General features: G+C 54.1%; 27 protein-coding genes and 1 pseudogene. 13 read left to right on the plus strand and 15 right to left on the minus strand.

The window, feature by feature from the left end:
- Window positions 1-41: 41 nt before the first annotated feature.
- The 3 genes from N438_RS08590 to N438_RS08600 form a co-directional block, all read right to left on the minus strand.
- On the minus strand, window positions 42-1,412 hold the full coding sequence (locus N438_RS08590; protein WP_116696234.1) for a reverse transcriptase domain-containing protein: 1,371 nt from the start codon (window positions 1,410-1,412) through the stop codon (window positions 42-44).
- The gene (locus tag N438_RS08595; RefSeq protein ID WP_116696235.1) at window positions 1,402-1,941 is read right to left on the minus strand and encodes an SLATT domain-containing protein; all 540 of its coding nucleotides are present in this window, start codon (window positions 1,939-1,941) and stop codon (window positions 1,402-1,404) included. The genes N438_RS08590 and N438_RS08595 overlap by 11 nt, the downstream gene beginning before the upstream one ends.
- Window positions 1,942-2,288: 347 nt before the next feature.
- Window positions 2,289-2,966: an SOS response-associated peptidase gene (locus N438_RS08600; RefSeq protein ID WP_116696236.1), complete on the minus strand. Its 678-nt coding sequence runs from the start codon at window positions 2,964-2,966 to the stop codon at window positions 2,289-2,291.
- 280 nt (window positions 2,967-3,246) lie between these two features.
- Between N438_RS08600 and N438_RS08605 the strand changes: the two genes are divergently transcribed.
- Window positions 3,247-4,008 carry a BRO family protein gene (locus N438_RS08605; protein ID WP_048999869.1) on the plus strand — a complete coding sequence of 254 codons (762 nt, stop codon included), beginning with the start codon at window positions 3,247-3,249 and terminating at the stop codon, window positions 4,006-4,008.
- A gap of 387 nt (window positions 4,009-4,395) precedes the next feature.
- A pseudogene (locus tag N438_RS08610) lies at window positions 4,396-4,563 on the plus strand (NADP-dependent isocitrate dehydrogenase); the annotation flags it as partial.
- 273 nt (window positions 4,564-4,836) lie between these two features.
- On the opposite strand, the gene N438_RS08615 reads toward N438_RS08610, so the two are convergent.
- The 4 genes from N438_RS08615 to N438_RS08630 form a co-directional block, all read right to left on the minus strand.
- On the minus strand, window positions 4,837-5,550 hold the full coding sequence (locus N438_RS08615) for a winged helix-turn-helix domain-containing protein (RefSeq protein ID WP_086893053.1): 714 nt from the start codon (window positions 5,548-5,550) through the stop codon (window positions 4,837-4,839).
- Entirely contained in the window at window positions 5,547-5,939 is a 393-nt protein-coding gene (locus N438_RS08620; protein ID WP_012542152.1) for an amino acid-binding protein, read from the minus strand. The genes N438_RS08615 and N438_RS08620 overlap by 4 nt, the downstream gene beginning before the upstream one ends.
- Entirely contained in the window at window positions 5,932-6,255 is a 324-nt protein-coding gene (locus tag N438_RS08625; RefSeq protein ID WP_116696237.1) for an antibiotic biosynthesis monooxygenase, read from the minus strand. Before N438_RS08625 ends, N438_RS08620 begins: the two co-directional genes overlap by 8 nt.
- A 136-nt stretch (window positions 6,256-6,391) precedes the next feature.
- A complete protein-coding gene (locus N438_RS08630; protein WP_116696238.1) occupies window positions 6,392-6,865 on the minus strand; it encodes an OsmC family protein in 474 nt (157 codons plus the stop codon).
- 320 nt (window positions 6,866-7,185) lie between these two features.
- Here N438_RS08630 and N438_RS08635 point away from each other — a divergent pair, with 320 nt between their 5' ends.
- Window positions 7,186-7,731, plus strand: a complete 546-nt coding sequence (locus tag N438_RS08635) for a cysteine hydrolase family protein (protein ID WP_110199570.1) — start codon at window positions 7,186-7,188, stop codon at window positions 7,729-7,731.
- Window positions 7,732-7,785: 54 nt separating this feature from the next.
- Here N438_RS08635 and N438_RS08640 read toward each other — a convergent pair whose 3' ends face one another.
- Window positions 7,786-8,013, minus strand: coding sequence for a DUF1272 domain-containing protein (locus tag N438_RS08640; protein WP_012542149.1), 228 nt, complete (start codon window positions 8,011-8,013; stop codon window positions 7,786-7,788).
- 107 nt (window positions 8,014-8,120) lie between these two features.
- Window positions 8,121-9,314, minus strand: a complete 1,194-nt coding sequence (locus tag N438_RS08645; protein ID WP_008807708.1) for a zinc-dependent alcohol dehydrogenase — start codon at window positions 9,312-9,314, stop codon at window positions 8,121-8,123.
- A 610-nt stretch (window positions 9,315-9,924) separates the two neighbouring features.
- Between N438_RS08645 and N438_RS08650 the strand changes: the two genes are divergently transcribed.
- The 6 genes from N438_RS08650 to cydB all read left to right on the plus strand — a co-directional run bounded on the left by N438_RS08650 (window position 9,925) and on the right by cydB (window position 14,600).
- Window positions 9,925-10,110: a general stress protein gene (locus N438_RS08650; protein ID WP_004150795.1), complete on the plus strand. Its 186-nt coding sequence runs from the start codon at window positions 9,925-9,927 to the stop codon at window positions 10,108-10,110.
- A gap of 89 nt (window positions 10,111-10,199) precedes the next feature.
- Window positions 10,200-10,694: a ferritin-like domain-containing protein gene (locus N438_RS08655; protein WP_008807707.1), complete on the plus strand. Its 495-nt coding sequence runs from the start codon at window positions 10,200-10,202 to the stop codon at window positions 10,692-10,694.
- Window positions 10,695-10,720: 26 nt separating this feature from the next.
- Window positions 10,721-11,227 (plus strand): ferritin-like domain-containing protein, encoded by a 507-nt coding sequence (locus N438_RS08660; RefSeq protein WP_008807706.1) that lies wholly within the window; start codon window positions 10,721-10,723, stop codon window positions 11,225-11,227.
- Window positions 11,228-11,243: 16 nt separating this feature from the next.
- A complete protein-coding gene (locus N438_RS08665; protein ID WP_116696239.1) occupies window positions 11,244-12,131 on the plus strand; it encodes a manganese catalase family protein in 888 nt (295 codons plus the stop codon).
- Between the two features lie 55 nt (window positions 12,132-12,186).
- Complete coding sequence (locus N438_RS08670) at window positions 12,187-13,593, plus strand: cytochrome ubiquinol oxidase subunit I (RefSeq protein ID WP_023297396.1); 1,407 nt, start codon at window positions 12,187-12,189, stop codon at window positions 13,591-13,593.
- Window positions 13,590-14,600, plus strand: a complete 1,011-nt coding sequence (gene cydB / locus N438_RS08675) for a cytochrome d ubiquinol oxidase subunit II (protein ID WP_008807703.1) — start codon at window positions 13,590-13,592, stop codon at window positions 14,598-14,600. The genes N438_RS08670 and cydB overlap by 4 nt, the downstream gene beginning before the upstream one ends.
- On the opposite strand, the gene N438_RS08680 is transcribed toward cydB, so the two are convergent.
- From N438_RS08680 to N438_RS08690, 3 genes are read right to left on the minus strand one after another with little or no spacing between them, the layout of a single operon-like run.
- Window positions 14,594-15,514, minus strand: coding sequence for an HlyD family secretion protein (locus N438_RS08680; RefSeq protein WP_012968538.1), 921 nt, complete (start codon window positions 15,512-15,514; stop codon window positions 14,594-14,596). The genes cydB and N438_RS08680 overlap by 7 nt on opposite strands.
- Entirely contained in the window at window positions 15,511-15,723 is a 213-nt protein-coding gene (locus tag N438_RS08685) for a DUF1656 domain-containing protein (protein WP_012968537.1), read from the minus strand. Before N438_RS08685 ends, N438_RS08680 begins: the two co-directional genes overlap by 4 nt.
- Complete coding sequence (locus N438_RS08690) at window positions 15,716-17,767, minus strand: FUSC family protein (protein WP_116696240.1); 2,052 nt, start codon at window positions 17,765-17,767, stop codon at window positions 15,716-15,718. The genes N438_RS08685 and N438_RS08690 overlap by 8 nt, the downstream gene beginning before the upstream one ends.
- Before the next feature lie 77 nt (window positions 17,768-17,844).
- Here N438_RS08690 and N438_RS08695 point away from each other — a divergent pair, with 77 nt between their 5' ends.
- Window positions 17,845-18,639: a helix-turn-helix transcriptional regulator gene (locus N438_RS08695; protein ID WP_012542139.1), complete on the plus strand. Its 795-nt coding sequence runs from the start codon at window positions 17,845-17,847 to the stop codon at window positions 18,637-18,639.
- A gap of 58 nt (window positions 18,640-18,697) precedes the next feature.
- Here the strand turns inward: N438_RS08695 and N438_RS08700 are convergent, their stop codons facing one another.
- Window positions 18,698-18,895, minus strand: a complete 198-nt coding sequence (locus tag N438_RS08700; protein ID WP_004140506.1) for a hypothetical protein — start codon at window positions 18,893-18,895, stop codon at window positions 18,698-18,700.
- Window positions 18,896-19,467: 572 nt separating this feature from the next.
- Here N438_RS08700 and N438_RS08705 point away from each other — a divergent pair.
- Window positions 19,468-20,100 (plus strand): helix-turn-helix domain-containing protein, encoded by a 633-nt coding sequence (locus N438_RS08705; RefSeq protein ID WP_008807698.1) that lies wholly within the window; start codon window positions 19,468-19,470, stop codon window positions 20,098-20,100.
- Here N438_RS08705 and N438_RS27900 read toward each other — a convergent pair.
- Window positions 20,079-20,267, minus strand: a complete 189-nt coding sequence (locus tag N438_RS27900; RefSeq protein ID WP_032691162.1) for a hypothetical protein — start codon at window positions 20,265-20,267, stop codon at window positions 20,079-20,081. The genes N438_RS08705 and N438_RS27900 overlap by 22 nt on opposite strands.
- 467 nt (window positions 20,268-20,734) lie before the next feature.
- Here N438_RS27900 and N438_RS08710 point away from each other — a divergent pair, with 467 nt between their 5' ends.
- Both N438_RS08710 and N438_RS08715 read left to right on the plus strand, forming a co-directional pair.
- Window positions 20,735-21,421: an EAL domain-containing protein gene (locus N438_RS08710; protein ID WP_016160694.1), complete on the plus strand. Its 687-nt coding sequence runs from the start codon at window positions 20,735-20,737 to the stop codon at window positions 21,419-21,421.
- 129 nt (window positions 21,422-21,550) lie between these two features.
- On the plus strand, window positions 21,551-21,961 hold the full coding sequence (locus N438_RS08715) for a Spy/CpxP family protein refolding chaperone (RefSeq protein WP_116696241.1): 411 nt from the start codon (window positions 21,551-21,553) through the stop codon (window positions 21,959-21,961).
- A 75-nt stretch (window positions 21,962-22,036) separates the two neighbouring features.
- On the opposite strand, the gene N438_RS08720 is transcribed toward N438_RS08715, so the two are convergent.
- Window positions 22,037-23,539 (minus strand): UbiD family decarboxylase, encoded by a 1,503-nt coding sequence (locus N438_RS08720; protein ID WP_016160696.1) that lies wholly within the window; start codon window positions 23,537-23,539, stop codon window positions 22,037-22,039.
- Window positions 23,540-23,557: the final 18 nt, after the last annotated feature.

Genomic DNA, 23,557 nt, shown 5'->3' on the forward strand with positions numbered 1-23,557 from the left:
GTCACCTCTTCTGTCAGCGTGCAGAGTGTTAGTAATTGGTTTTATGATATTCCTGAGATGTCTTCTTCAAGTTCTTTAGCAGACTTTGCAATTATATATTTAAACCGCTTTTCGATTTCACTGTTGCTCATTTTTTCTGCTTTGGATTTGCCTACCCACATTGAAACCAGTTCCCTCTTCTGAACTATATCAAGGTTATCAAAGTTAGGTATGTATTTGAATGTATCGGCAGTTCCACGGCGAAGTTCATAGAATGTTTTTATTAATGATTTTTGCTTTATATCTGATGAGAGCCTGAACCGACGAATGAGATGACTCACGGTATGGTTAACGGAACGAAGTTGAGATGTTGTGGTTATTTGAGAAAAATATGATACCCATCCAAGGCGTTTCCCTTCGAATACACACCCCGTTATTCTAAGGTTGAGTTTCCACTGGCAGTAAGCTATCGCACGCTCTTTATCTGACTTACTCTTGGCCTGCATTAATGCGTGTCTGTAAGCGGTGAAGATTTTAGCCAATGAAGATTCAAATCTGAGAATGCTTTCATGTTTAATTAGCAATTCTCCTTGGCTTATGTGATAGCCAAGAAAGTCAAAAGATTCACGAAGAGGGCCAGCTTTAGATTTTGAGTTCTCATCATTTAATGGATGAGGATTTAAATTCAGACGTTGGAGCTTTTCAATAACATTAGATGCTATTGATTCTGCTTGTCCATCCGTAGTTAATATTAGAATGTCATCAACGTAGCGCATGAACCAGATATCTGATATTGCATTGATATCCTTGTCGAAAATAGATAAGGAAATTTCAGCTAAAATGTTTGATATTGCTAATCCCTGAGGCACTCCTATAGTATTTGATGAAGACCCTTTGCTGCCTTTAAATTCGTTTACGGTAGGAACCACCAACGATGACATTATCAATTTTCTAATCTCATTTTTCCGGACCTTGTTTTTTATCGCATCAGCTATTAGCTTATGTTCAATTGAAGGATAAAAAGCCCTGAGATCTATCTTGGCATACTCTGTATAAAGACCGCTATCCAGTGCAGCCTTTAGCGAATTAATGACTGTGTGGGGGAGCCTTAACCTTGATTCGGGGTAAATTTCCGTAAGGCATTCACAGAGAGCACGAAGCGTAATCCTGTCTCTGGCAGTGGGTATTGAGATCTGCCTCGGATTTGAGTTGGCTCCCTTTGAGATTAGTTTTTCTTTATAGGCGGTGAACTTATAGCCACCAGATTGAACCTTTTCAGAAATGAACTTAACTTCACTTTTAATTATCGGTTCTAGTTTGGCAGGTCGTACTCGGTCAATGCCAATAGCTCCAGATTCTTTTATCCTTTCCTTATATATCTTAAGGAGATTTCGTTCCGAAAAAGACTTTCTGAATTTTCGGTTAGCTGTCATAGTTTATCCAAATAATTAGGAGAGGGAGCAAATAGAAGGAGTAAGTGAAGATAAATCGCTTCGCTTTCCAGCGCTTAACACTCTGCGTTTCATCAGCGGTAGGGATCCTTGATCTCAGTCCTGTTTGGGCTACGCGTGCTGCCTTATCATCAATATCAAGATGGTTCTCAACTTCATCGAGTAATTCATGGTATTTATCTAGTTGTGTAGATGTTAAAGGAACCTCATCAGAAGTGTTAGCATACAGCCGTTGTAACGCTAGATAGTTCCTTCTCATGGAAATCGCTCTTCCGCGAAAATCGAGGTTTGAAACTACAAGAGAAATACCTAGCAAAGCCACAGAAAGTATTGACGCGATTATATCGGTATTATCCCCGAGCACCTTTGGGAAGCGTATGGATATGACGGAAAGTACCGCGCTAAATATGGCATACCAGACGAGAATGAACTGAGAATGTTTCTCAAGCCACTCTAAGCGATGATGTGCATTTATGCGTGCTTTATATGTAAACCAGATATTGTCCCGCATAAAAACTCCATTTAATTTTTTAGGGATTTGGAGGGGGCAGGAGAGATTGGAATCGTTGAACACCCTGCTAAGCAGGATCGGTAAGCTTAACGCTCAACAGCAAAGGTTGCCGTTCATTATCAGAGCCGCCCTTACATTAGTAAGAGGAAGAACCTGCCCCATCCGTTTAAATTATGTCAATTTTATCAGATTGAAGTCAATCTGATGCTTATGAAATAAATCGATTGATCATCATCCGCTCGATTATCGAGTCCTGAGACGGATTACATCCGCTGGTCAGCCTCCAGTTGTTACTCAACGGGGTGCAGGTCACTTCCGCTTCTGGCAGATTCCGGACGTCATCAAAGCTACAGGCTTTTGATAGCCTCAATCAATTCAGGCCCCTGATTCTTCACGTTACCCACCGCGTGTGAAACTGGGTGCCATGTGAAATGGTCTGCTGACAGAGCGTCATCTGCAATTATTTCCTCTGCCTCTTTCCCGCCAATATCCTGGCGCATCCATTCGCGTGCTGCTTCCGGCGTCAGAACCAGTGGCCGGCGGTCGTGAATATCGACGAGACCCTGATCGGCTGCAGCCGTGACAATCAAAAATCCCTCAGATTCATCCCCGCGCTCGAAAGGGACGCTGCCGATAGCTGCCATGAAGATGGGCTTGCCGTCTTTCCGGTGGATGAAATAGGGCTGCTTCTTGTCTCCTTCACGCTTCCACTCAAACCAGCCGTCTGCAAAACAAATTGCTCTCCCGTGTTGCCATAGAGGCTTGAACATTCTGCTTGTCGCCGCGGTTTCTACTCGAGCATTAATCAGCGGTGGTTTATCCCACCACCCTGGCGCGTACCCCCAGTGAACCGGGTCGAGGTGCAATTGCTCGTCGCGTTCGCTCAGGAGCAAAACTTTAGTCCCTGGCGCCACGTTGTACCGGCCGATTGGTTCTGGATCATAGGCGATGTCACGTTCAGCTTCTTCGGCAAGGTAAGCCAGATATTCTTCGCGTGTCTGTGATTGGGCAAATCGTCCACACATGGTTACCTCCAGTAGTCATTCTGAAAGTATAGAAGACAGAAAATTGAGCATTTCTTAGGGAGGAAAATAGCCCAGGAGTAGTTGTTATTGATGGGGTTTCTCCCCCGTTTCACCCCACTAACTCTCCGCGCAAAAAGTAGGCATAAAAAACCAGCATTAACGTGCTGATTTATTTGGGGTTTTTGGTCTGCGCGAGAGGATTTGAACCTCCGACCCCCCGACACCCCATGACACCGTTGTTATCCACGGTATAATCATGAGAAAAAATGGGGAGTACCAAATGGATAAGAATTTATTACAGATCTGCTATGAAGGTGAAAGTGGAGAAAGTTACATCCGTAGCATCAATGAGAAAGGTCAATTCTATGTTTCGCTATCTGATGTACTAAAGACGCTCTCAACTGAAAACAGAAAAATGGATGGTAAGACTCCTCAGAGCTTATTACCTGTTATAAAAGCAGTTATTCAAACACTTGATCCTGATGAGATTAAGAACTTCCCCATTATCGAAAACGGAATCACAACTTCTGAAGCATTTTTAGCTGAACCTGGGCTGTATAGGGTTTTAGCTCAAGATACATCAGCAGCTGGGAAAAAATTTCAACGGTGGCTGTTTCATAAAGTTTTGCCCTCCATTCGTGAATTTGGTGTTTTTCCCCCTCCTCCAAAGCAAGAACAATCTGAGATACGTGCTTTTGCTACAAGCCTTCAACAAACAGTAAATGCTTTAGTTATGGAAATTGCTAAACGTGAGGAGCTCGAGAGCCGTGTTAATGATGTAGAGTTAAAAGTTAACTCATTAGAAAGTTTACGAGATCTTTCAAAATTCCGAAGTGTCCCACAACGCTTAATGGACTTAGGCTTGGAGGTTTTGTCAATTGAGGAGTTGTGGCATTGGTGTGAAAAATTACGCAGCGAAAGAGGGGCTGAAAAAATAAAATGTCCGTCAGGGATCGGAATCAACACCTTATACCCCCTTGGTTTGGTAGATGAAGCTATCGCTTTGTATCAAAAAAACGTTGAGGCAAGACAGAGAAAGTAAATCTTCGAAATAAAGCAACAGATCTTAAAAGGTTGTGTTGCTTACTCAACTACAAGTATTAAAAAAGCCCGCAGAAGCGGGCTTTAATGTCATGAATGAGCCGAGGCTCTTCCACGTATCCCTTTTTGTCCCTCACCGTCTGGTCGGTGTCCTGCTGAAACTTCTAACTAACTTTTATTGCTAGTGAGGTCCTATCAATGTCCAATCATGATTGGTGGAGTTGTACCCTCTGTTCAAATAAACGCGGATAAGCGAAAACCATTCCCCAAAACTAAAATTAACTATTTGTAAAACAAAGGGATACTAGCAGAGGGTTTGATATCGATTTTAGAGTTGTGTGGGCTTATATTTGCAATGAATTCAATATGGTAGATATTTTTGGCTAATGTACTGCTGCGCCACATGCAGTGGTTCGAAGCCGCAGACCTGATCGTCAAAGGCATGGAAGGCGCTATCGCCGCCAAGACCGTGACCTATGACTTCGAACGTCTGATGGAAGGCGCTAAGCTGCTGAAATATAGTGAGTTTGATGACGCGATTATCGCGAATATGTAATCCCGTTGGTGGATTAAGTAAAAGCGGGAGCCGATGGGCTCCCGCTTTTTTATCGCATTCAGGCCGTTATTTTGCCGGACGCTCGCTGCGCGGTGCCATGGCCGATTTCCCGCAACAAAATGTCCATCAAAGCCATGCGCCTCGTGACAGGGATAGCTCAGTTTACCGCGAGATCGCAAGTGGGTATGGATTGAACGCCAGGGGTCTTACTGATGGCCCGACCGGCTTAAACCGGCGCCGTTCGGCGAAAATGTGATGTAGCCTAAACTCAGGCTATCCGCTCACCTTCAGATTAAACAGCCGGGACAGCGCCGCTCTGCCGCTATTCGTCACTTGCACTTCCCGATATCCCGGCGTGCGGGTTATCCATCCTTTCTGCTCAAACAGCGCCATCAGCGACGAACCGGCGTCACCGCCCAGATGAAAACGTCTTTCACTCCAGTCAAGACAGGGGCAGCAAGGCTTACGTCGCGGGCGGGTGTTCAGTACTGCGCCAAGGCGTTCAAGCTGGGCTTTACCGGCTGATGTCAGGGCCAGTCCATCGGCCGCCAGCCATTTTTCCCGCAGCATAAATTCATAAATGTTCACCGCCAGTTCGCCAGCCAGATGGTCGTAGCAGGTGCGTGCGTAACGAAGATTAACCGGCGTGCTGGGGAGAAGCGTCTTATGCGCCTGCATAGAGACGCCCATCAGGTTTTCCAGCAGCGCGGCGATATGCGCGCCCGCCAGGCGGTAATAGCGGTGACGCCCCTGCGCGAGACACACCACCAGCCCGTTGCTGAGCAGTCGGGCAAGATGCCCGCTGGTGGTGGAGGCAGACACCTCGGCAACCGTACTGAGTTCGGTTGCTGTCCATGCGCGCCCGTCCATTAGCGCGCACAGAATACTGACCCTTGACGGGTCAGAGAGGGCGGAGGCCACCATCGCCATAGCGGTTTCCAGCGCCTCCTCTGGCTCACTGTCTTGCTGCGTTTTCAAGAGATTCATTCAGAAAGTATGGCCCATTTTTTGGTCACTTCCGCTGCCCGGGTGTCATCATCGGTAATGAGAATGAGCCGGTTACGGTGGTCGCTGTACTGTACCAGAATATTAATGCCATTGCGGGCCAGGGTGTCTGCGATGTCTCCCAGTTCCCCAGGTCGTTCCTGAGGTAACTTTCTGATCAGAGGACGGCATACACTGCTGACGGCAAAACCGGCCTCGGTCAGTACCCTGCGGGCTTTCTCACCGTCTTCCACCAGAAAATGCGCATGTCCGGCATCAGGCGTGGTGAATACACCACCGCCTTCGAGCCCCACGCCGTTGTTACCCAGCGCCATACCCATTGCGCCAAGCGAGCCCGGCGTGTTGCTGAGAATCACGTGAATGTCATACATCTGGCTGTGCTCCCCGAGCCGATGCGTAATCCCGGAACACGCGGGCGACGCGTATTCTGTAGTATGAAAAAATCGATGCTTTGCCTTCGCGCTGGGCAGCCAGATGCCGCTCATTTTGCTGCCAGTTGGCCACCGATGCTTCATCTTCCCACCAGGATAGCGAGAGGATTTTGCCGGGCGTACTCAGGCTCTGAAAGCGCTCAATGGCAATAAACCCCGGCGTGTCTGAAAGCAAAGGCGTCAGCCCGGCCGCAAGCTGTAAATATCTTTCCTGTGCTTCTGGTAAGGCGTCGGCTTCAAAAAGTACCGCAATCATCATTCTTCTCCGTGGTGAATATCCCCGCAGTCTACTGACGCCCAGAGCAGAATGCTTCGGTCTGCAGCGAAGTATGGCTGAGGGGGGATACCCTCAGCCGCCGTCCCTGCGCACCGGATTACCCTTCAGAAACGCGTTACTCTGCGTTAAAGATAATAAATTCAGGCTGGTAACTGACCGGGAAATTGACCGATCGGGCGATAAAACAGACGTGATGGATCTGCTGATGAATGGCCGTGGCGGCGTCGAGATCGGTACCTGGTAGTACGGTGATTTTCGGCCTGAGGGTGGCAGAAATAAAGCGACCCGCGCCCCCTTTTAACACTTCACCCGTTGCCACCGGCGAGTCCTGATATTCCATGACCGTAATGCCGGCATCGGAGGCCAGATGTAAGTACCACAGCATGTGACAGGCTGAGAGAGAAGAGAGCAGGAGATCTTCCGGGTTCATTTTGCCGGGATCGCCGCCCAGTAATGGATCATTTGAACAATGAATGGGTTCTTTTCCCTTTACCGCGATAACCCAGGTCCGGGCATAAGCCTTGTAACCCGAAGTTCCCGTGCCCTGATTGCCGGTCCATGTGATATGGCTGGTATAAGCATGTTGCATAGATTTGCCTTTTCTCTGTGGAGGGGGATTTATGTGCTGGCGGCTGCGTTGATCGCGCATAAATTGCCATCCGTATCTGCTCAATGCTATAAGAAAAGAGCCGTTTTAATGGTGCTTATCTTTTATCTGTAAGGAATCAGTGAAGGTCAGATAATGATTACGTCAGTGCAGCCAACCACCACCGTCACCACCACCACGACCGTAACCTGCGGTGGTGTGGGCGTATCTGTGACCGGCTCCTGACAAACAGATCCTCACTCCCCGCCAATGTGGACGGGGAGAGACCTCTCCGTTCGTGACACACTGAATGGAGACCCATCATGATTTCATCTGAGCATGCCCTTTTAATTATCGATATGCAGCAGGGGCTTTTCCATAGCCCGGTTTCTCCGTATCAGGCCGATGCGCTTCTGGCGAACGTTTGCCTGCTGATTGAAAAAGCGAGACAGGCTGAGGTGCCCGTCTTCTTTGCCCGCCATACCGGGCCGGACGATTCTCCGTTCTCAGCACAAAGTCCATTAACCCAACTGCTGCCTGAGATGGGGGTTAGCGGCGAGCGAGATATCGTCTTTATTAAAAAGTACCCTTCCTGTTTCCAACAAACTGACCTTGCGCATCGGCTCGCTCAGGCCGGCGTAAAACAGCTGGTTATTGCCGGGATGAAAACCGAATTCTGCGTGGACACGACCTGCCGTGCGGCATCGGCGCTGGGATGGCGGACGGTGCTGATCTCGGATGCGCACTCAACCATGGATAACGAACGGTTGTCAGCGCCTGACATTATTGGCCATCACAATATCACGCTTGCCGGGCCATTTGTGACGCTATCGACCGCCGCAGAGTGGCACTTTTCTGCAGAGAAATAATGGTGAAGAAAGGGAGCTCGATGGCTCCCGTTTGCCACGCCAGTTCATCCGGTTTTACTGTGCATGGCGGCGCAGGGTGGAGGCGGGGTGCCGCCGCAGCGCCTCTTCGGGACGCACAGGGCGCCGCACCAGTTCGCCGCCACAGTTTGGGCAACGACCGTGCAGCCGCGCCGTCATGCAGTCCCGGCAAAAAGTACACTCGAACGAGCAGATAAACGCCTCGGGTGAGTCTGGCGGCAGATCTTTATCACAGCATTCGCAATTCGGGCGTAACTCGAGCATTAACTTCTCCTGTGGTTAACGGCTGTATCAGCGACGGCGGGTCAACGCATGCTGTTTTTATATCACGGCCCGGACTGGCTGCCGAGAAGGGCGGATTAACTTCCGCCTCAAAGCGTTGCCTTCCCGGGCTGCATCCCCGGCACAAGGATGACTTTGCGGCATGCCTCTTCGCGTTTCTCAAAGATCTGATAGCCGCGCGCGGCCTCCTCCAGCGGCATATGGTGAGTGACGATCTCCTCCGGGGTGAGCAGCCCTTGCTCAATTAGCGCCAGCAGGTCCGGCAGCCAGGCATGGACGTGGGTTTGCCCCATCCTGAAGGTCAGTCCCTTATCAAAGGCATCACCAAACATAAACCCATGAATGAAACCGGCGTAAACCCCGGGCACGCTGACGATACCGCCGCGGCGCACGGCGGCGATGCACTGGCGCAGGGCTTTTCCGCTGCTGCCCTCGATTTTCAGGTTGCTGAGGACGGTTTCCGTGAGGCTGCCTTTCGCCTCGAAGCCCACGGCGTCAATCACCGCGTCGACGCCGCGATGTCCCGGCGTGTTATCGATAATCCACTGCGCCGGGTCGTCATGGGTGTCGAAGTTTATCGGGATCGCGCCATAGCGTTGCTGCGCGAAATCGAGTCGGTAATCGTTATGATCGATGATAAATATCTGCTCTGCGCCATTGAGCCTGGCGCAGGAGGCGCACAGCAGCCCTACCGGGCCGGCGCCAAAAATAGCCACGCTGCTGCCGGGTTTGACCTCGGCGTTTTTTACTGCCTGCCAGGCGGTGGGCAGAATATCTGACAGAAACAGCACCTTTTCATCGGGTAAGGTGTCAGGCACTTTAAATGGACCGGTATTGGCTTTGGGGACCCGTACATATTCTGCCTGGCCGCCCGGGATGCCGCCGTACAAATCGCTATAGCCAAACAGGGCCGCCGGTGGCGAAATGCCTTTTCGGTTGAGTGTCGCCCCCTGGCCGCTATTGGTGCTTTCGCAGGCGGCATACTGCTGCAGGCGACAAAAGAAGCAGTCTCCGCAGGCGATCACAAACGGGATAACCACCCGGTCGCCTTTGCGGACCGCGGTGACCTCGGAACCCGCTTCCACCACTTCCCCCATAAATTCATGGCCGAAAATATCGCCGTGATGCGTGCCGGGGATCTTTCCGCGGTAAAGATGGAGATCGGAACCGCAAATCGCCGTCGCGGTGACGCGCAGTATAATATCGTCCGGCGCTTCAAGGGCCGGGTCGGGCATGGTGTCGACGCTGACATGATGGGGACCATGATAAGTGAGTGCTTTCATTGCATATTCTCCTGGAGAGAACGGCTGACCGCATCAGGTGCAAAGGCATATTGACCTGACGCGATGGCCACCGATAAACCACCGTAAAAATAAAGCGTAGAGTACAAGTAATGGAACTGCGTGATATTTCAGTTGTTGGGTGTATTTTACGTTTCGCTTATTTAACGTTTGGTTTGTTGGGTTATTTGCATATTCGGATGAAGAAGGCTAGCCTTAATCAGGCATGATATTCGCTCCATTTTTTTATTTGATAGCCGCTCCCCCAGCGGCTTTTTTTATTGGTTATCTTTAGAAAAGTTCTGAATTTCATGCCGACGAAGCCTCGCCGCGCCGCTTCGTTATATACCTCAACAGGAGCACTCCGATTGTATCGATAATACGAGGGCTGCAGGTATTATTTCCCCGCACACAGTAAGTTAGCGGTGATGTGCCGTCTGGTTATTTTTAATGTGTGTTGTAGAATTATTCCGAATTACTGCTGAAAGACGTCGGGAAAACGGAATAATAATTTGACTAACCAGCATTACCCGCTAGAGTTAAATATCGAACGACGAGTGATACGGAATATTTTCGTATCGTACTGACATAACCGATATACATGAGGTGAAATATGGCAGAGCATCGTGGTGGTTCCGGTAATTTTGCTGAAGACCGTGAAAAAGCTTCTGAAGCAGGTCGTAAAGGTGGTCAGCACAGCGGCGGGAACTTTAAAAATGATCCGCAGCGTGCGTCCGAAGCGGGTAAAAAAGGCGGACAAAACAGCCACGGCGGTGGCCGCAAGTCCGATAATTCCTGATTATCCTTTTCCTTGCACCCTGAAGTGAAAGTATCTCCTGCGAGTCTGTATAGACTCGCAGTTATTTTCTGACTCCAGAAGGTATTTCTATGAATATGAAAAGCATTGAAGATGTATTTATCCACCTGCTCTCAGATACCTACAGCGCAGAGAAACAATTAACCCGCGGGCTGGCTAAACTGGCCAGAGCGGCGTCCAGTGAAAAACTCAGCGCGGCGTTCAATGCTCATCTCGAAGAAACCCAGGGCCAGATTGAACGTATTGACCAAATTATTGAGCAGGAATCCGGCCTGAAAATCAAACGCATGAAATGCGTGGCCATGGAAGGATTAATCGAAGAGGCCAATGAAGTCGTTGAGAGCACGGAAAAAAATGAGGTACGAGATGCTGCGCTAATTGCCGCTGCGCAAAAGGTCGAGCATTACGAAATTGCCAGTTACGGCACCCTGGTCACCCTGGCAGAACAGCTGGGCTATAAAAAAGCGGTCAAATTGCTGGCCGAAACGCTGGAAGAAGAAAAGCAAACCGACGTTAAATTAACCGATTTGGCGGTAGGTAACATTAATAAAAAAGCGGAAAAATAAACGCTCCCTGACACGAGGAAATGACCATGAATCACGTTGAACATTATCATGACTGGCTACGCGATGCGCATGCCATGGAAAAGCAGGCAGAATCCATGCTGGAATCGATGGCTGGCCGTATCGATAATTATCCGGATCTCCGTGCCAGAATTGAACAGCATATTAATGAGACCAAACGGCAAATTACCGTGCTGGAAGAGATCCTCGACCGCAACGACATTTCGCGCTCGGTGATTAAAGATTCGATGAGTAAAATGGCGGCTCTCGGCCAGTCCATCGGCGGAATGTTTCCTTCCGATGAAATCGTCAAAGGCTCGATCAGCGGGTACGTCTTCGAGCAATTTGAGATTGCCTGCTACACCTCTCTGCTGGCGGCGGCTGAAAAAGCGGGCGACACCGCCTCCATCCCGGCTATTGAGGCTATCCTGGCGGAAGAGCGGGAAATGGCCGACTGGCTGATCAAACATATTCCTCAGACCACGGAGCAGTTTCTCCTGCGTTCAGATGCTGACGGCGTAGAAGCGAAAAAATAACCCAGGAGGCAGGCCTATGTTTCGTCATGTGAAACAACTGCAGTATACCGTGCACGTTGCTGAACCCAATCCGGGGCTCGCGAATTTACTGCTCGAACAGTTTGGCGGCCCTCAGGGCGAGCTGGCCGCCGCGTGTCGTTATTTCACCCAGGGATTAAGCGATGACGATCCCGGCCGCAAAGACATGCTAATGGATATCGCGACAGAGGAGCTGAGCCATCTGGAGATCATTGGCACCCTGGTCGGCATGCTGAATAAAGGCGCCAAAGGAGCTCTGGCTGAGGGCACCGAGAGCGAGGCGGAACTTTATCTTTCACTCACCGCCAACGGCAATGACAGCCACATTACCTCGCTGCTGTACGGCGGCGGTCCCCCGCTGACCAACTCGGCGGGCGTGCCGTGGACGGCGGCCTACATTGATACTATCGGCGAACCCACCGCCGACCTGCGGTCGAATGTCGCGGCGGAGGCGAGGGCGAAGATCGTCTATGAACGCCTGATTAACGTGACCGACGATCCCGGCGTGAAAGACGCGCTGGCGTTCCTGATGACCCGCGAAGCGGCGCATCAGCTCTCTTTTGAGAAGGCGCTGCAGTCGATTCGCAACAACTATCCTCCGGGCAAACTGCCGCCCATTAGCGAGTACGCTAACACCTACTACAATATGTCTGAAGGTGGAGAAGTACGCGGCAGCTGGAACAGTGACAAACACTTCGATTATGTCAAGGATCCGCAGCCGGCCGTGGATGGCGGAGATGGCGGCGCTACTGTCGGCCTGACGCCAGAGCAGGAAGCGCTGTGCAAAGCGATGCTGAAGCGAACGCAGTCTGACCCGCAGGGCGATCCTTTGACCGGCGCCGAACTCGGCGCCGGTAAGCAAAACACTTCCTCATCGGCTAAGTGATGTTCGCATGAGCCCCGGCTGCGGCCGGGGCGATTCACAATGATGGGTGTGGAATATGTTTGAATTCGACGCGTTTCATCTGGCCCGATTGCAATTCGCCTTTACCGTTTCCTTCCATATCCTCTTTCCGGCCATCACCATCGGCCTCGCCAGCTACCTTGTGGTGCTTGAGGGGATGTGGTTGCGAACCCGGGATAACGTCTGGCGCTCACTCTACAATTTCTGGCTGAAAATTTTCGCCGTCAATTTTGGGATGGGTGTGGTCTCCGGATTAGTGATGTCCTATCAGTTCGGCACCAACTGGAGCGGATTTTCCCAGTTTGCTGGCAGCATAACCGGCCCGCTGCTGCTGTACGAAGTGCTGACTGCCTTTTTCCTCGAAGCGGGATTCCTCGGGGTGATGCTATTTGGCTGGAATAAGGTGCCGCCGGCGCTGCATTTTTTTACTACCTGCATGGTGGCGCTTGGCACCCTGGTCTCCACTTTCTGGATCCTCGCCTCCAACAGCTGGATGCAGACGCCGCAGGGTTTTACCATCGAAAATGGCCATCTCATTCCGCATGACTGGCTGGCGATTATCTTTAACCCCTCGTTCCCGTATCGTTTGTTTCATATGGCGATAGCCGCGTTTCTCAGCAGCGCCATGTTCGTCGGGGCCTCTGCCGCGTGGCATCTTCTGCGCGGCAACGACTCGCCGGCCATCCGCAAAATGCTGTCGATGGCGATGTGGATGGCGCTGCTGGTAGCGCCAATCCAGGCGGTGGTGGGGGATATGCATGGTCTTAACACCCTTGAGCATCAGCCAGCGAAGATCGCCGCCATCGAGGGGCACTGGGAAAACCGACCCGGCGAGGCCACGCCGCTGCTGCTGTTTGGCCTGCCGGATATGGAACAGGAGCGCACCCGCTATGGCCTCGAGATCCCCGCTCTCGGCAGCCTGATCCTCACCCACAGTCTGCATAAGCAGGTGCCGGCGCTGAAAGACTTCCCGAAAGAGGACCGACCCTATTCGCCCGCCGTTTTCTGGTCGTTTCGCATCATGGTTGGGATGGGCGTGTTGATGATCGCCTTAGGGATCTGCAGCGCCTGGCTGCGCTATCGGCGGCGACTGTATCACTCGCGTCCCTTTCAGTGGTTTGCGCTCTGCATGGGGCCTGCCGGCCTTATTGCCCTGGTCGCCGGGTGGGTGACTACCGAGATGGGCCGCCAGCCGTGGGTGATCTACGGCTTGCTGCGCACCCGGGATGCGGTGTCGTTGCACAGCACGCTGCAGATGGCCATCAGCCTGCTGGTGTTTATCGTGGTCTACTGCGCGGTATTTGGCGTGGGGTATTACTATATTTTCCGGCTGATTAAAAAAGGGCCGCAACCGGTGACGGAGCTGACCTCGCAAACCGCAGGCACCCCGGCGCGTCCGCTCTCGGCGGCAGAGCCGGTGCGTGATGAGGAGAACGCATCATGAGCATCGATATCTCGGTGATTTGGTTTGTCATCATCGTCTTCGCCACGCTGATGTATATCGTGATGGATGGTTTCGATTTAGGTATTGGGATGCTGTTCAGCGTGGTGCATGATGGCGAAGAGCGCGATGTGATGGTCAACAGCGTGGCGCCCGTCTGGGATGGAAATGAAACCTGGCTGGTACTCGGCGGGGCTGGGCTGTTCGGCGCCTTTCCGCTGGCCTATGCGGTGATCACCGATGCGCTGGTCATCCCGCTGACGGCGATGCTCATCGGCCTGATTTTTCGCGGCGTGGCGTTTGAGTTTCGTTTTAAAGCGGTTCCCTCGCATCGTACCTTCTGGGACTATGCCTTCGCCGGCGGCTCGCTGCTGGCGACCTTCAGCCAGGGGATTGTCGTCGGCGCGTTTATCAACGGCTTTGCGGTGGCTGACCGCCGCTTCGCCGGTTCGACGCTGGACTGGCTTACCCCCTTTAACCTGTTCTGCGGCCTGGGGCTGGTGGTGGCCTATCTGCTGCTCGGCACCACGTGGTTGATCATGAAAAGCGAAGGCGCGCTGCAGCAGCGGATGCGCGAGCTGACCCGCAAGGTGCTACTGGCGCTGATGGTGGTGATCGCGGTGGTCAGCGTCTGGACACCGTTGGGCTGGCGCTACGTGGCGGAGCGTTGGTTCACGCTGCCCAATTTCTTCTGGTTCCTGCCGGTACCGATTCTGGTGTTGGCGCTGAGCCTGTGGATCTGGCGCCTGAGCGCGCGCCCCGCCAGCCACGCTCGTCCCTTTATCCTGACGCTGGGCCTGATTTTCCTCGGCTTCAGCGGGTTGGGGATCAGCGTCTGGCCGAACATTATCCCACCGAATATCTCCCTGTGGGATGCCGCCGCGCCGCCCTCCAGCCAGGTGTTTATGCTGCCGGGGGCGCTGCTCATTATCCCGGTGATCCTGATGTATACCGCCTGGAGCTATTACGTCTTTCGCGGCAAAGTCTCCGGCAGCGAGGGCTATCACTGAGCCTGATTCGCGCCGGCAGGTGAGGATTTGCCGGCGCGTCGCGCCAACCGCGCGGGAATGACCGAGATAGTCGCGGACAAGCCGGCGACCCGTTCCACCCCCTCGGGCAGGGTATCGATATGGATGCGTACCGGCACACGCTGCGCCAGCCGCACCCAGCTGAAGGTCGGCTCGACCTCCGGCAGGCCCAGGGCGCCGGTCTCATCATTGGTATCGCCGATCCCGTGTCCGATACTCTCGACATGGCCGGTAATGACCGGATCATACCCCATCAGCGTGATATGTGCGGTATCGCCAACGTGGATGTGGCGCAGACGGGTCTCTTCAAAATACCCCACCACCCAGAAACGCTGGCCATCGATAATGGCCACTTTCGTCACCCCGGCGGTGGCATAGTCGCCCGGGCGTAGCCGCAGATGGGTGACGTACCCGGCCACCGGCGTCCGCACGGTGGCATGCGCTAAATTCAGTTGCGCCAGCGCCAGTGCAGCCAGCGCGCCCTGGTAGTTAGCGGCCGCGACGCTGGCCGCGCTGTTGGTCTGTTTCAGATCTTCGCTGGAGATGACGCCCTGGATCTGCGCCCGTCGTCTGGCGGCATCCTGGCGCATCGCCATCTCCTGGCGTCGGGCTTCCACCTCCGCCTGGGCGCTACTGACCGCCAGCTTCAGCCAGCGCGGATCGATGGAATAGAGCACATCTCCCCGATTGACCCACTGGTTGTCTTTTACCGCCACGCTGGCCACCGGTCCCGAGACATCGGGAGCGATCTGCACCACGTCGGCCCGTACCCGACCATCGCGGGTCCAGGGCGTTTGCGCCTCCTGTTTCCAGAGAATGAAAGCCAGTAGCGCGGCGGCGGCAACGGCGCCTAAGGTCAGGGCGTAGCGGCCCAGAAGAGTGAGATAGACTGTCATACGGCAAACCCCAGCGTGTTAACCTCCTGCAGGAGCAGGAAAAAGAGTGCGATATAGAGGGAAAGCCCCCACAGCGGGCGGCAGGGCAAGCGGCCCAGGCCCCGGACGGAGAAAATAAGCGGTTGCAGCAGCAGCGTCGCGAGCAGGGCGACAAGGCCGACAACCAGCAGGCCGGGGAAAAATACCCCGCCCATCGCGAGATCACGCATGGTTTTGGCTCTCCTCAGGCCGGTGTAAGGCGCAATACAGGGAAATGAGCGCTTCCGCGCGCTCATGTGAGGCGGCATCAGCCGGTAAACCGTGGGCTAACAGCGCGTCAACAGGCTGCGCGAGGGCCTCTATGCCAGGCTCCTGTTTAAGGGCGTCAAGCAGCGTCTGCACAGCGGTAGCCGCTTCTCGATCCACCGGCTGATAGCTACGGCGCAGGTGGATCACCGCCAGGCCGGTACGAATATCGTGCAGCATCTTGTCCAGCAGCTGACCTGCGGCAGGCCCGCTCTGCGGTAGCCGCGGCAGCAGTAAAGCGGTCCGGTCGATCATCAGGTTGGTCCAGCGGTGGGCATTGTGCGCCAGTCGGCCCCGCGCGGCACGGCGGATATCGCGACGGCACAGTGTCAGCAGACGATGGACTGCGGCATCGGCCTGCACGGTTTGCAGCAGGCGCATACCAAACGCGGCATAGCCGATGGCGACAAACAGCGCGATAGAGGTATTCATCGCCGTCGCGAAATCCCCCTGATAACTGGGGCCCAGTTCGCACAATATCGGCAGCGTCAGGGTGATGCCCATCGCCATAAAGGTGGTCGGCGGCCGCGCCTGCAGCGAACCGGCCAGCAGATAGACCGGGGCGAGCATCGCCGCCAGCAGGACAAATTCGCTCACCTGCGGCAGCAGGGCGAAGCTATACAGCAGGCTGAACAGCACGCCCCACACGCAGCCGATCAGGTATTTCACCAGCTGCGCCGCCGGCGCATCGAAGCTGGCGAACAGGCTACAGCAGACCCCGAGGATCGAGACCGCAGTGCCGCCATCGGGCCAGGCAGAGCCTATCCAGATCAGGCAGCCGCTGAGGATGATGACGAAGGCGCCGAAGGCGGTCCGCAGGGCGCTGAGCGGATCGCGATGGAAAACATAGCCCTTTGCCGCGTGGGCGTCAGGGGGCAGGGTTGGCGATCGGCGGTGATAAATCGCCTTCGCCAGCCGTTCGCTCTGCTGCAGGAGACGGATGGCTTCCGCCAGGTGGCGCACCAGGCTAACGCGCAGCGCCTCGTTCAGCGTCTGCGCAGGGGCGCACCGGTTGATGAGCTGCTCGCAGCGGGAGAGTAGTCCGTCGGCGGAGAGCGCCGTTCTGTGGGCTTCCGGACTTCTCAGCCAGACCTCTGCCTCCGTTAGCAGCGTCTGCAGGTCGTCAGGTGGCTGCCCGCACCTCTGTAAACGGTCATACAATTCGCCATTGACGATCAACAGTCGTGCCAGCCGGTCGTGGATCGCTTTTCTGACCTCGCGGTGGGGAACAGAGAGACCGTCATCCCAGGGAAGATGGTGGTTGATGCCCTGCAAAAACTGCAGGCTCAGCGCCAGCCGCAGGGTTTCCGCCGCCACCGGCTTACCGGCCAGCGTATCGGCGATCCGTTGCCGGGCGGTTGCCAGCGTCTGTGCCAGCGTGCTGTTAAACCGCCCGGCGATGCGCACCGGCAGCACGAAGCGGTGAATCAATCCGGCGCACAAGATACCGATGGCGATCTCTTCCACCCGAGTGACCGCGAGGTCAAAGATGGTCCCGGGCACGGAGACGGCGGGGAAACCAATCAGGCTCGCGGTGTAGCCCGCCAGCAAAAAAGCGTATCCGCGCGGCGTGCGCTCAAGCAGCGACAGACACAGGCAACCCGCGATCCACAGGCCCAGCATGGCACTACACAGGATCGGCTGGTTAACGAAGGTGGGCACGATGAAGACGGTGGCCGCCGCGCCGACGAGGGTCCCGACCAGGCGATAGACGCTGCGGCTTAGCGATGCGCCCACCGAGGTCTGCGACACGATATAGACAGTGATGATGGCCCACGAAGGCCTTTGCAGACCGATGGATAGCGCAAGATAGTACGCCAGCATCGCCGCGGCGAAACTCTTTGCGGAAAAGAGTATTGCCTGGGCATCACTGCGCAGGACGGCTGAAGTCGATTGCGGCATGAAAGGGCGCGCGACGGCGCCTGCGGCACGCAGCCAGGAGGACTGGCGAAAGAGGTTAATGTTCATGCCGCGGATTATGGCTGGCTTGCGCTTGCGGCGAAATACTCTATTCTGTCAAAAAATACCTGAATCTGGCCAATCGTATGCCATCACCTTTTGCCAATACGCTGTACGATCCGGACGCCGCGTCCTGCCCGGCCGTCGCCTGTCATCTTGATTTTGTCGAGTATGAAGCGGAAGTGCCGGTGCATACCCATCGCAAAGGGCAGTTGATTATTGTGCTGTATGGTGCAGTGAGTTGTCGGGCGGAAAATAACCTGTGGATTGTGCCGCCTCGCTGCGCGGTATGGATCCCGGGCGGTATTCCGCACAGTGTGTCCGCCACCTGGAACGCGCGCCTCAATTATCTGTTTATTGAACCCGGCGCTGCCGCGCTGCCTGGCAGCTGCTGCACCCTGGCGCTCTCTCCCCTGATCCACGAGCTGGTGGAGCGACTCACTCGTGAGGGGGCGGATTATGTGGCGGATAGCCATGCCGGGAGACTCACCCGAGTGACCCTTGACGAACTGGCGACCATGCCGGCGCAGCGCCTGAATCTGCCCGTCTCAGCACATCCCAAAATTCGGGCGATGGCCGACCGGCTGGTCAGCCATCCTGACGATCGCAGCACCCTGTCGGTGTGGGCGAAGCGTCTGGCGCTGAGTGAGCGCTCGCTGGCCCGGGTGATGCTGCGGGAGACCGGCCTGACCTTCGGGCGCTGGCGCCAGCAGCTGCATTTGATTATTGCCCTGCAGGAGCTGGCCAGCGGCGTTTCGGTACAAAACGTGGCGGCTAAGCTGGGGTATGAATCGGTAAATGCCTTTATTACCATGTTCAAAAAAACGATGGGGACGACACCGGCGCACTATTTTGCCGAGCGTCAGACCGCGGCTCGTTAAGAAAACCTTGTCGGGCCGCGACGGCTGGCGTGGCACCCAACAAGGCGGCAGGGGGCGCTTACGCTTTCGGCGGCTTGATCTTAATAATAAATCGTTCGTTAACCCGGGTGATCCTCGCGCCAATATCGCCAAACTCGGTGGCGATTTTAAAAAAATCGTCCGCGGCGACATCAAAATCGAGTTCAATTTTCGGGTGTTGTCCTGTCGCCAGTAATTCATAGAAATGGTCAAGGCTGCGGGCTTTTTCGCTGGGCATCTTATTTCTCCATGGTAAACCAATCAGCAGGGCGTTTATTGTTTAAAGCGTTTTCCGGATTATTCAGCAGGATGACAGTGGCGCCTGATATAAGATGATGCAATGTCATTAAGGATACGGTGGGGCGATATTATTCCATGTTGTTAAACCTGTGGCCGCGCGTTTCTCCTGGATGCCATGGGGCGCGGGGCAACCCTGCGGCGCGGGTTGATGATAGACATTTTATGATGACAAATTGATGACAGTAAAATGAACGTACAATAGCGCCGGGCTTTCTTTTGACTAAATAAATTTATTCGGTGGCTGTTAAGGCAGAACTTAACTACTTTATGGTGAGGGGCGTCATTCGGCGATGGCTAACAGTGAGGGAGCAACGATGCAATTACTTGATTTATTCGCAGGTTTATTGTGGTTAAGCAGCGTTATTTTCCTGCTTTATCTCCTCGATGTGGTCATCACCCGTTATCTGTATCGTAAATAACCGGGAAGGGGATGCGCGAGGACGCTCGGCATAGGGTACTGCGCCAGAGGATGTTATTATGACGCCGGACTGATTCAGAAAGGAATGCGCGGTGGCCGGGAGAATTGATTACGATATTGAAAAATACCAGTTTACCGAAGCCGGTGAGTCGCCACGGCTCAGAGCGCAGTGGCGTGAGGTCTATCTGGAGTGTCGTCAGCAGCAGGCCGGGGCTGAGGAGCGTCTGCGCATTGCGCTATTGAATGTCGACTATGTCACCAGCTTCGAATTGCCTTTTCGCCTGCTGCTGGTGCGCGCGCCGCAGCTGATCGCCGACGTGCGCGATCAGCTGCAGCTCAATCGTAAAGCCGCCGTTTTCAACGGCAAACGTTACGGTTGTGTCTACAGTCTGAAGCAGGATTTACAGCCGATTCCGGAGTCCTTCCATTACCACCTGTCAAACCGTATCCGTCGCGTCGATCCGCAGGGACCGACGGCGGCTCCGTACCAGCAGATTGCCCGCGAGATAAAGCCGGCCCGGGAGCGACTTCGCCATGCGCTACTTGCCGGCTTGCCGGTTACCGCGCTTGATGCGCTGTTCTGGTTCGGCAGTCAGCGGGTGGCGGCGGACATTGCGCAATTGCGCCGGTCCGGCATGGGAATTGTCACGGAAGAGGTGGAAGCCAGCGATAATCTGTTCAACACCACCCGGCGAGTACCGGTTTATCGTCTGACCAGTAAATGATGCGGCGAGCCTTCGCCCAGTCGTTGCTTCGGCAGGCAGCTCACCATTGCCCCGTCAAACCAAACGCACTGCATGCTGCCGGTGTGCCGCGGCGCAGGGCCCAGCCATGCGCTGGCGATGAGCATGAATAGCATCAGCCCCAGCGGAATCACGTTTATTTTTTTCACTGCCTGTCATCCACTTCACTCTTCTTCGCTGCAGGATAGCGGGAAAGTATGACGTTTTGTCGACTGAGTCACACTTTTTTATTGAGGACTCATGGCATGCCAGGCGAAGCGGCGCCTCAGGACGCAGCGTTATTCATATTCGGCATAATGATATGACTAAAACTGGCGGCTTGTATTTTTCATTTTTATTACCCCTCTCTTTTTTTACCTGGCAGCACAAAGCGTGAGACGACCAGGCTTTACGCAGAATACTCTGGTAACTGGCTGGTTTGAAACAATATTTTAATTGACTTTTCAGAGGGAGTTACAGCAGTGGCTAATTTATATTAATTCAATTTACCGATCAATAAATTATATCTTGATAGTTTTTAACTATCGAATGATTATTATCGATCACTTTAAACTATTTTTGTTGGCGGAAAATATATGACATGCTTTAACCCTTTCTTATTTTTGGTATTTTTTAAATGGTTGAAGAAAACGTGAAAAATACCTCTTATCGCTTCGTTCTGGAGCCCGCTATTAGCGATGACGGCAGCTACCACTCGTGGGAGTTGCTTACTAAAGATATTATAGCACCCGCACAAAATACCACCTCTGCGTCGACGTTTTCTTTCTCCACGCTTACCGAACGCGATAAGCTTGCTCTATTTATTCGGCAAATCGAGTTACTTTCTGTATTTGATTTCGCCCGGGTCGATAATAAACCGATATCGCTGAATATTGATGATTTATTAAGCCACTTTATTCTGACGGATCGCTATCTCTGTGATTTCCTGCGCTCCTGCAAACACATTGCTCTGGAAATAAATGAGAACTTTCACGAGTTTATCGCCGGACGTGAGCTGACGGCGCTGAGCACGCTGGCGGCGCTTTGCCCGGTCTGGCTGGATGATTTTGGCCGCGGACGGACGTCCTTCCCGCTGCTGGAGCGCTTCCGCTTCGATTGCGTCAAAGTGGATAAAGATTACTTCTGGGATAAAGAAAACGACCCCGCTTTTCCCGGGCTGTTGCAATCTATTCATACCCTGACCAGCCATGTGATCGTTGAGGGGATTGAAACCGAAAAGCAAAAACAGTTAATCAGCGCCGCCGGGGATATCATTGGACAGGGCCGTTACTGGAAGGATGAATATATCTTTCTGTGCTGCTGACCCGGGATCTGATTTCTGTTTCTTACCATCCTTTTTTTATCCAGTTTTAAATTAACCCTTTGTTACAGATAGTCTTTATTAGCGCAGTGATAATCGCCTCTCATTTTCTTTTTTGAAGGATCATTCACTGTGAATACTCGCTTGCGTAACACCCTGCTCGCCATTGCGCTGACCACCTGCTTTACGGCAGCCAGCCAGGCGTCGACCTCCGCCGATATACCGTCTGTCTCGCAGGATCCGGTCGTCCAGCACCTGAAGCTGAGTGAAGAGCAGGTCGCCAAAATCCAGGCGCTGCGTCAGGGATTCGAAAATAATGTAAGCCAGATTAAAATCAGCGGCTATCAGGATGGTGCTCTGGCAGACGTTATTCACTCCGGAAAATGGGATGACGCTAAGGTCAAACAGCAGCTGGCCGCCTTTGGCCAGCTGGACCAGCAGGTGCGGTATTATCGTGTGAAATACTACTTCGACGTGAGCCAGGTGCTGACCCCCGAGCAGCGTGAGCAGGTGAAAAAAGACCACTCCGCCGCGATCAACTAACCCTGCGTCAGCCACCCGCTGCAGGTGATGCTGGCCCGGAAGATGCCGCCGTGCTCCGGCGGCTATCATCTGATTTTACTGACCGTGGTTTTTTTCCAGCCGGGCAAAATACTCCGGCGCAAACGGACGCGGATCGACATCGGCAAACGGTGCGCGTTCGAAGTGTGATTTTAGCGCCCACGGCACCGTGCAATCGAAAATCGTCTTGCAACTGATACCCTCTCCGCGGATCGACGGGCTGTATGCCGGGGTCTGGGAAGGATCCAGCTGGTGACCACGGATGCCGGGGATTGTCGTGATGCTGACATCCCCCTGCATACGGGTGGTCATCGCCCACAGGATATCGTCGCTGTCAAAGATATCGACATCTTCATCGACCAGAATGATATTTTTCAGCTCGGAATAGGTCGCCAGCGCTACCAGCGCGGCCTGCCCCTGACGCCCTTCGTCGGCGGGCTGGCGTTTTTTCACCTGCAGGATCCCGAGGAATTTACCGCCGCCCGCGGTGTGGGCGTAGACATTTTGTAAAAAGCCCGGGATAGCAGCCTCGACAGCATTCCAGATACTGGCTTCCGTTGGCAGCCCGGCGAGGGTGGTATGCTCTTCGCCCGGCCCTACCAGCGTCTGCAGAATCGCATTGTTTCGCATGGTCACCGCTTTGACTTTAATGACCGGCAGCGACGGATTGGCGCCGCCGCAGTAACCAGGAAATTCCGGCATCGCATGGCCGCTGTTGGTGTGCTGATCTTCTCTGACGCGTACCCCCGGCAGCAGTTCCCCTTCGATAACGATCTCGGCGCGAGCGATGGCTTTCTCCGGGACGCTGACGCCCTGTACCAGCTCTACCGGACGCTGACGCAGCGCACCGGCGACGCCCAGTTCGTTATAGCCAAACGGTGTGGTTGGCGCTTCAAAGCAGGCGCCGATATAGATAGCCGGATCGAGTCCCATATTGATGGTTATCGGCAGCGGTTTGCCGGCGGCCTCGGCTTTCTGGCGAAACACTTCGATATGGCGGCCAGCGGCGAGAAACATCGACAGCTCATCCCGGCCCTGGACGCACAAGCGGTGGATGGTGACGTCGGTGAGCGAGGCGTCGTCGGGATCGCTGGCCAGCGCCAGGCCCAGGCAGAAGAAGGGACCGGCGTCGATCGGGGTGTTGGTGGGCGCCGGGAGCAGGGTGCGCAAATCAAAATCCGGATCGTCGGCCAGAAAGACCTGTTCCTGACAGGGGGCGCTGCTGGCCGGAACGACCACCGGCGCGACCGGTTTTTTCACCGCTTTGCCTACCTCCAGCGCCAGCTGTGAGGCTTCGCAGCCCAGCAGCAGTGCGGCCCGCTGGCGGCTGGCGTGCATGCCCACCAGAATGCGCGAGTGCGGATAGCCCTTAATATTGTTAAACATCATCGCCGGGCCGATGCGCGTGGGGCGCTTCACGGTGCCGCCCGCGCCGATGTGGCGATAGACGCCGGCCAGCTCGGCATTAGGGTCAACCGGATGATCGGTTTCGAGGTACTGATTGTCATGCTGTTGCAGCAGCGCGATGGCGTCGCGCAGATCCTGAATCGGTGCGGTCATGATGTTCTCCTTAGCGTG

The sequence above is a fragment of the Klebsiella sp. GL120222-02 genome, from assembly GCF_003097195.1.
Classification (GTDB): domain Bacteria; phylum Pseudomonadota; class Gammaproteobacteria; order Enterobacterales; family Enterobacteriaceae; genus Klebsiella; species Klebsiella variicola.

Coding starts and splice junctions, on each gene's coding strand:
- N438_RS08680 (WP_012968538.1), bottom strand. CDS start 15,514: ATGACAGTCTATCTCACTCTTCTGGGCCGCTACGCCCTGACCTTAGGC.
- N438_RS08640 (WP_012542149.1), bottom strand. CDS start 8,013: ATGCTCGAGTTACGCCCGAATTGCGAATGCTGTGATAAAGATCTGCCG.
- N438_RS08625 (WP_116696237.1), bottom strand. CDS start 6,255: ATGATTGCGGTACTTTTTGAAGCCGACGCCTTACCAGAAGCACAGGAA.
- N438_RS08620 (WP_012542152.1), bottom strand. CDS start 5,939: ATGTATGACATTCACGTGATTCTCAGCAACACGCCGGGCTCGCTTGGC.
- N438_RS08635 (WP_110199570.1), top strand. CDS start 7,186: ATGATTTCATCTGAGCATGCCCTTTTAATTATCGATATGCAGCAGGGG.
- N438_RS08690 (WP_116696240.1), bottom strand. CDS start 17,767: ATGAACATTAACCTCTTTCGCCAGTCCTCCTGGCTGCGTGCCGCAGGC.
- N438_RS08720 (WP_016160696.1), bottom strand. CDS start 23,539: ATGACCGCACCGATTCAGGATCTGCGCGACGCCATCGCGCTGCTGCAA.
- N438_RS08685 (WP_012968537.1), bottom strand. CDS start 15,723: ATGCGTGATCTCGCGATGGGCGGGGTATTTTTCCCCGGCCTGCTGGTT.
- N438_RS08655 (WP_008807707.1), top strand. CDS start 10,200: ATGAATATGAAAAGCATTGAAGATGTATTTATCCACCTGCTCTCAGAT.
- N438_RS08630 (WP_116696238.1), bottom strand. CDS start 6,865: ATGCAACATGCTTATACCAGCCATATCACATGGACCGGCAATCAGGGC.
- N438_RS08605 (WP_048999869.1), top strand. CDS start 3,247: ATGGATAAGAATTTATTACAGATCTGCTATGAAGGTGAAAGTGGAGAA.
- N438_RS08650 (WP_004150795.1), top strand. CDS start 9,925: ATGGCAGAGCATCGTGGTGGTTCCGGTAATTTTGCTGAAGACCGTGAA.
- N438_RS08670 (WP_023297396.1), top strand. CDS start 12,187: ATGTTTGAATTCGACGCGTTTCATCTGGCCCGATTGCAATTCGCCTTT.
- N438_RS08710 (WP_016160694.1), top strand. CDS start 20,735: ATGGTTGAAGAAAACGTGAAAAATACCTCTTATCGCTTCGTTCTGGAG.
- N438_RS08660 (WP_008807706.1), top strand. CDS start 10,721: ATGAATCACGTTGAACATTATCATGACTGGCTACGCGATGCGCATGCC.
- N438_RS08595 (WP_116696235.1), bottom strand. CDS start 1,941: ATGCGGGACAATATCTGGTTTACATATAAAGCACGCATAAATGCACAT.
- N438_RS08700 (WP_004140506.1), bottom strand. CDS start 18,895: ATGCCCAGCGAAAAAGCCCGCAGCCTTGACCATTTCTATGAATTACTG.
- N438_RS08600 (WP_116696236.1), bottom strand. CDS start 2,966: ATGTGTGGACGATTTGCCCAATCACAGACACGCGAAGAATATCTGGCT.
- cydB (WP_008807703.1), top strand. CDS start 13,590: ATGAGCATCGATATCTCGGTGATTTGGTTTGTCATCATCGTCTTCGCC.
- N438_RS08615 (WP_086893053.1), bottom strand. CDS start 5,550: ATGAATCTCTTGAAAACGCAGCAAGACAGTGAGCCAGAGGAGGCGCTG.
- N438_RS08665 (WP_116696239.1), top strand. CDS start 11,244: ATGTTTCGTCATGTGAAACAACTGCAGTATACCGTGCACGTTGCTGAA.
- N438_RS08645 (WP_008807708.1), bottom strand. CDS start 9,314: ATGAAAGCACTCACTTATCATGGTCCCCATCATGTCAGCGTCGACACC.
- N438_RS08695 (WP_012542139.1), top strand. CDS start 17,845: ATGCCATCACCTTTTGCCAATACGCTGTACGATCCGGACGCCGCGTCC.
- N438_RS08590 (WP_116696234.1), bottom strand. CDS start 1,412: ATGACAGCTAACCGAAAATTCAGAAAGTCTTTTTCGGAACGAAATCTC.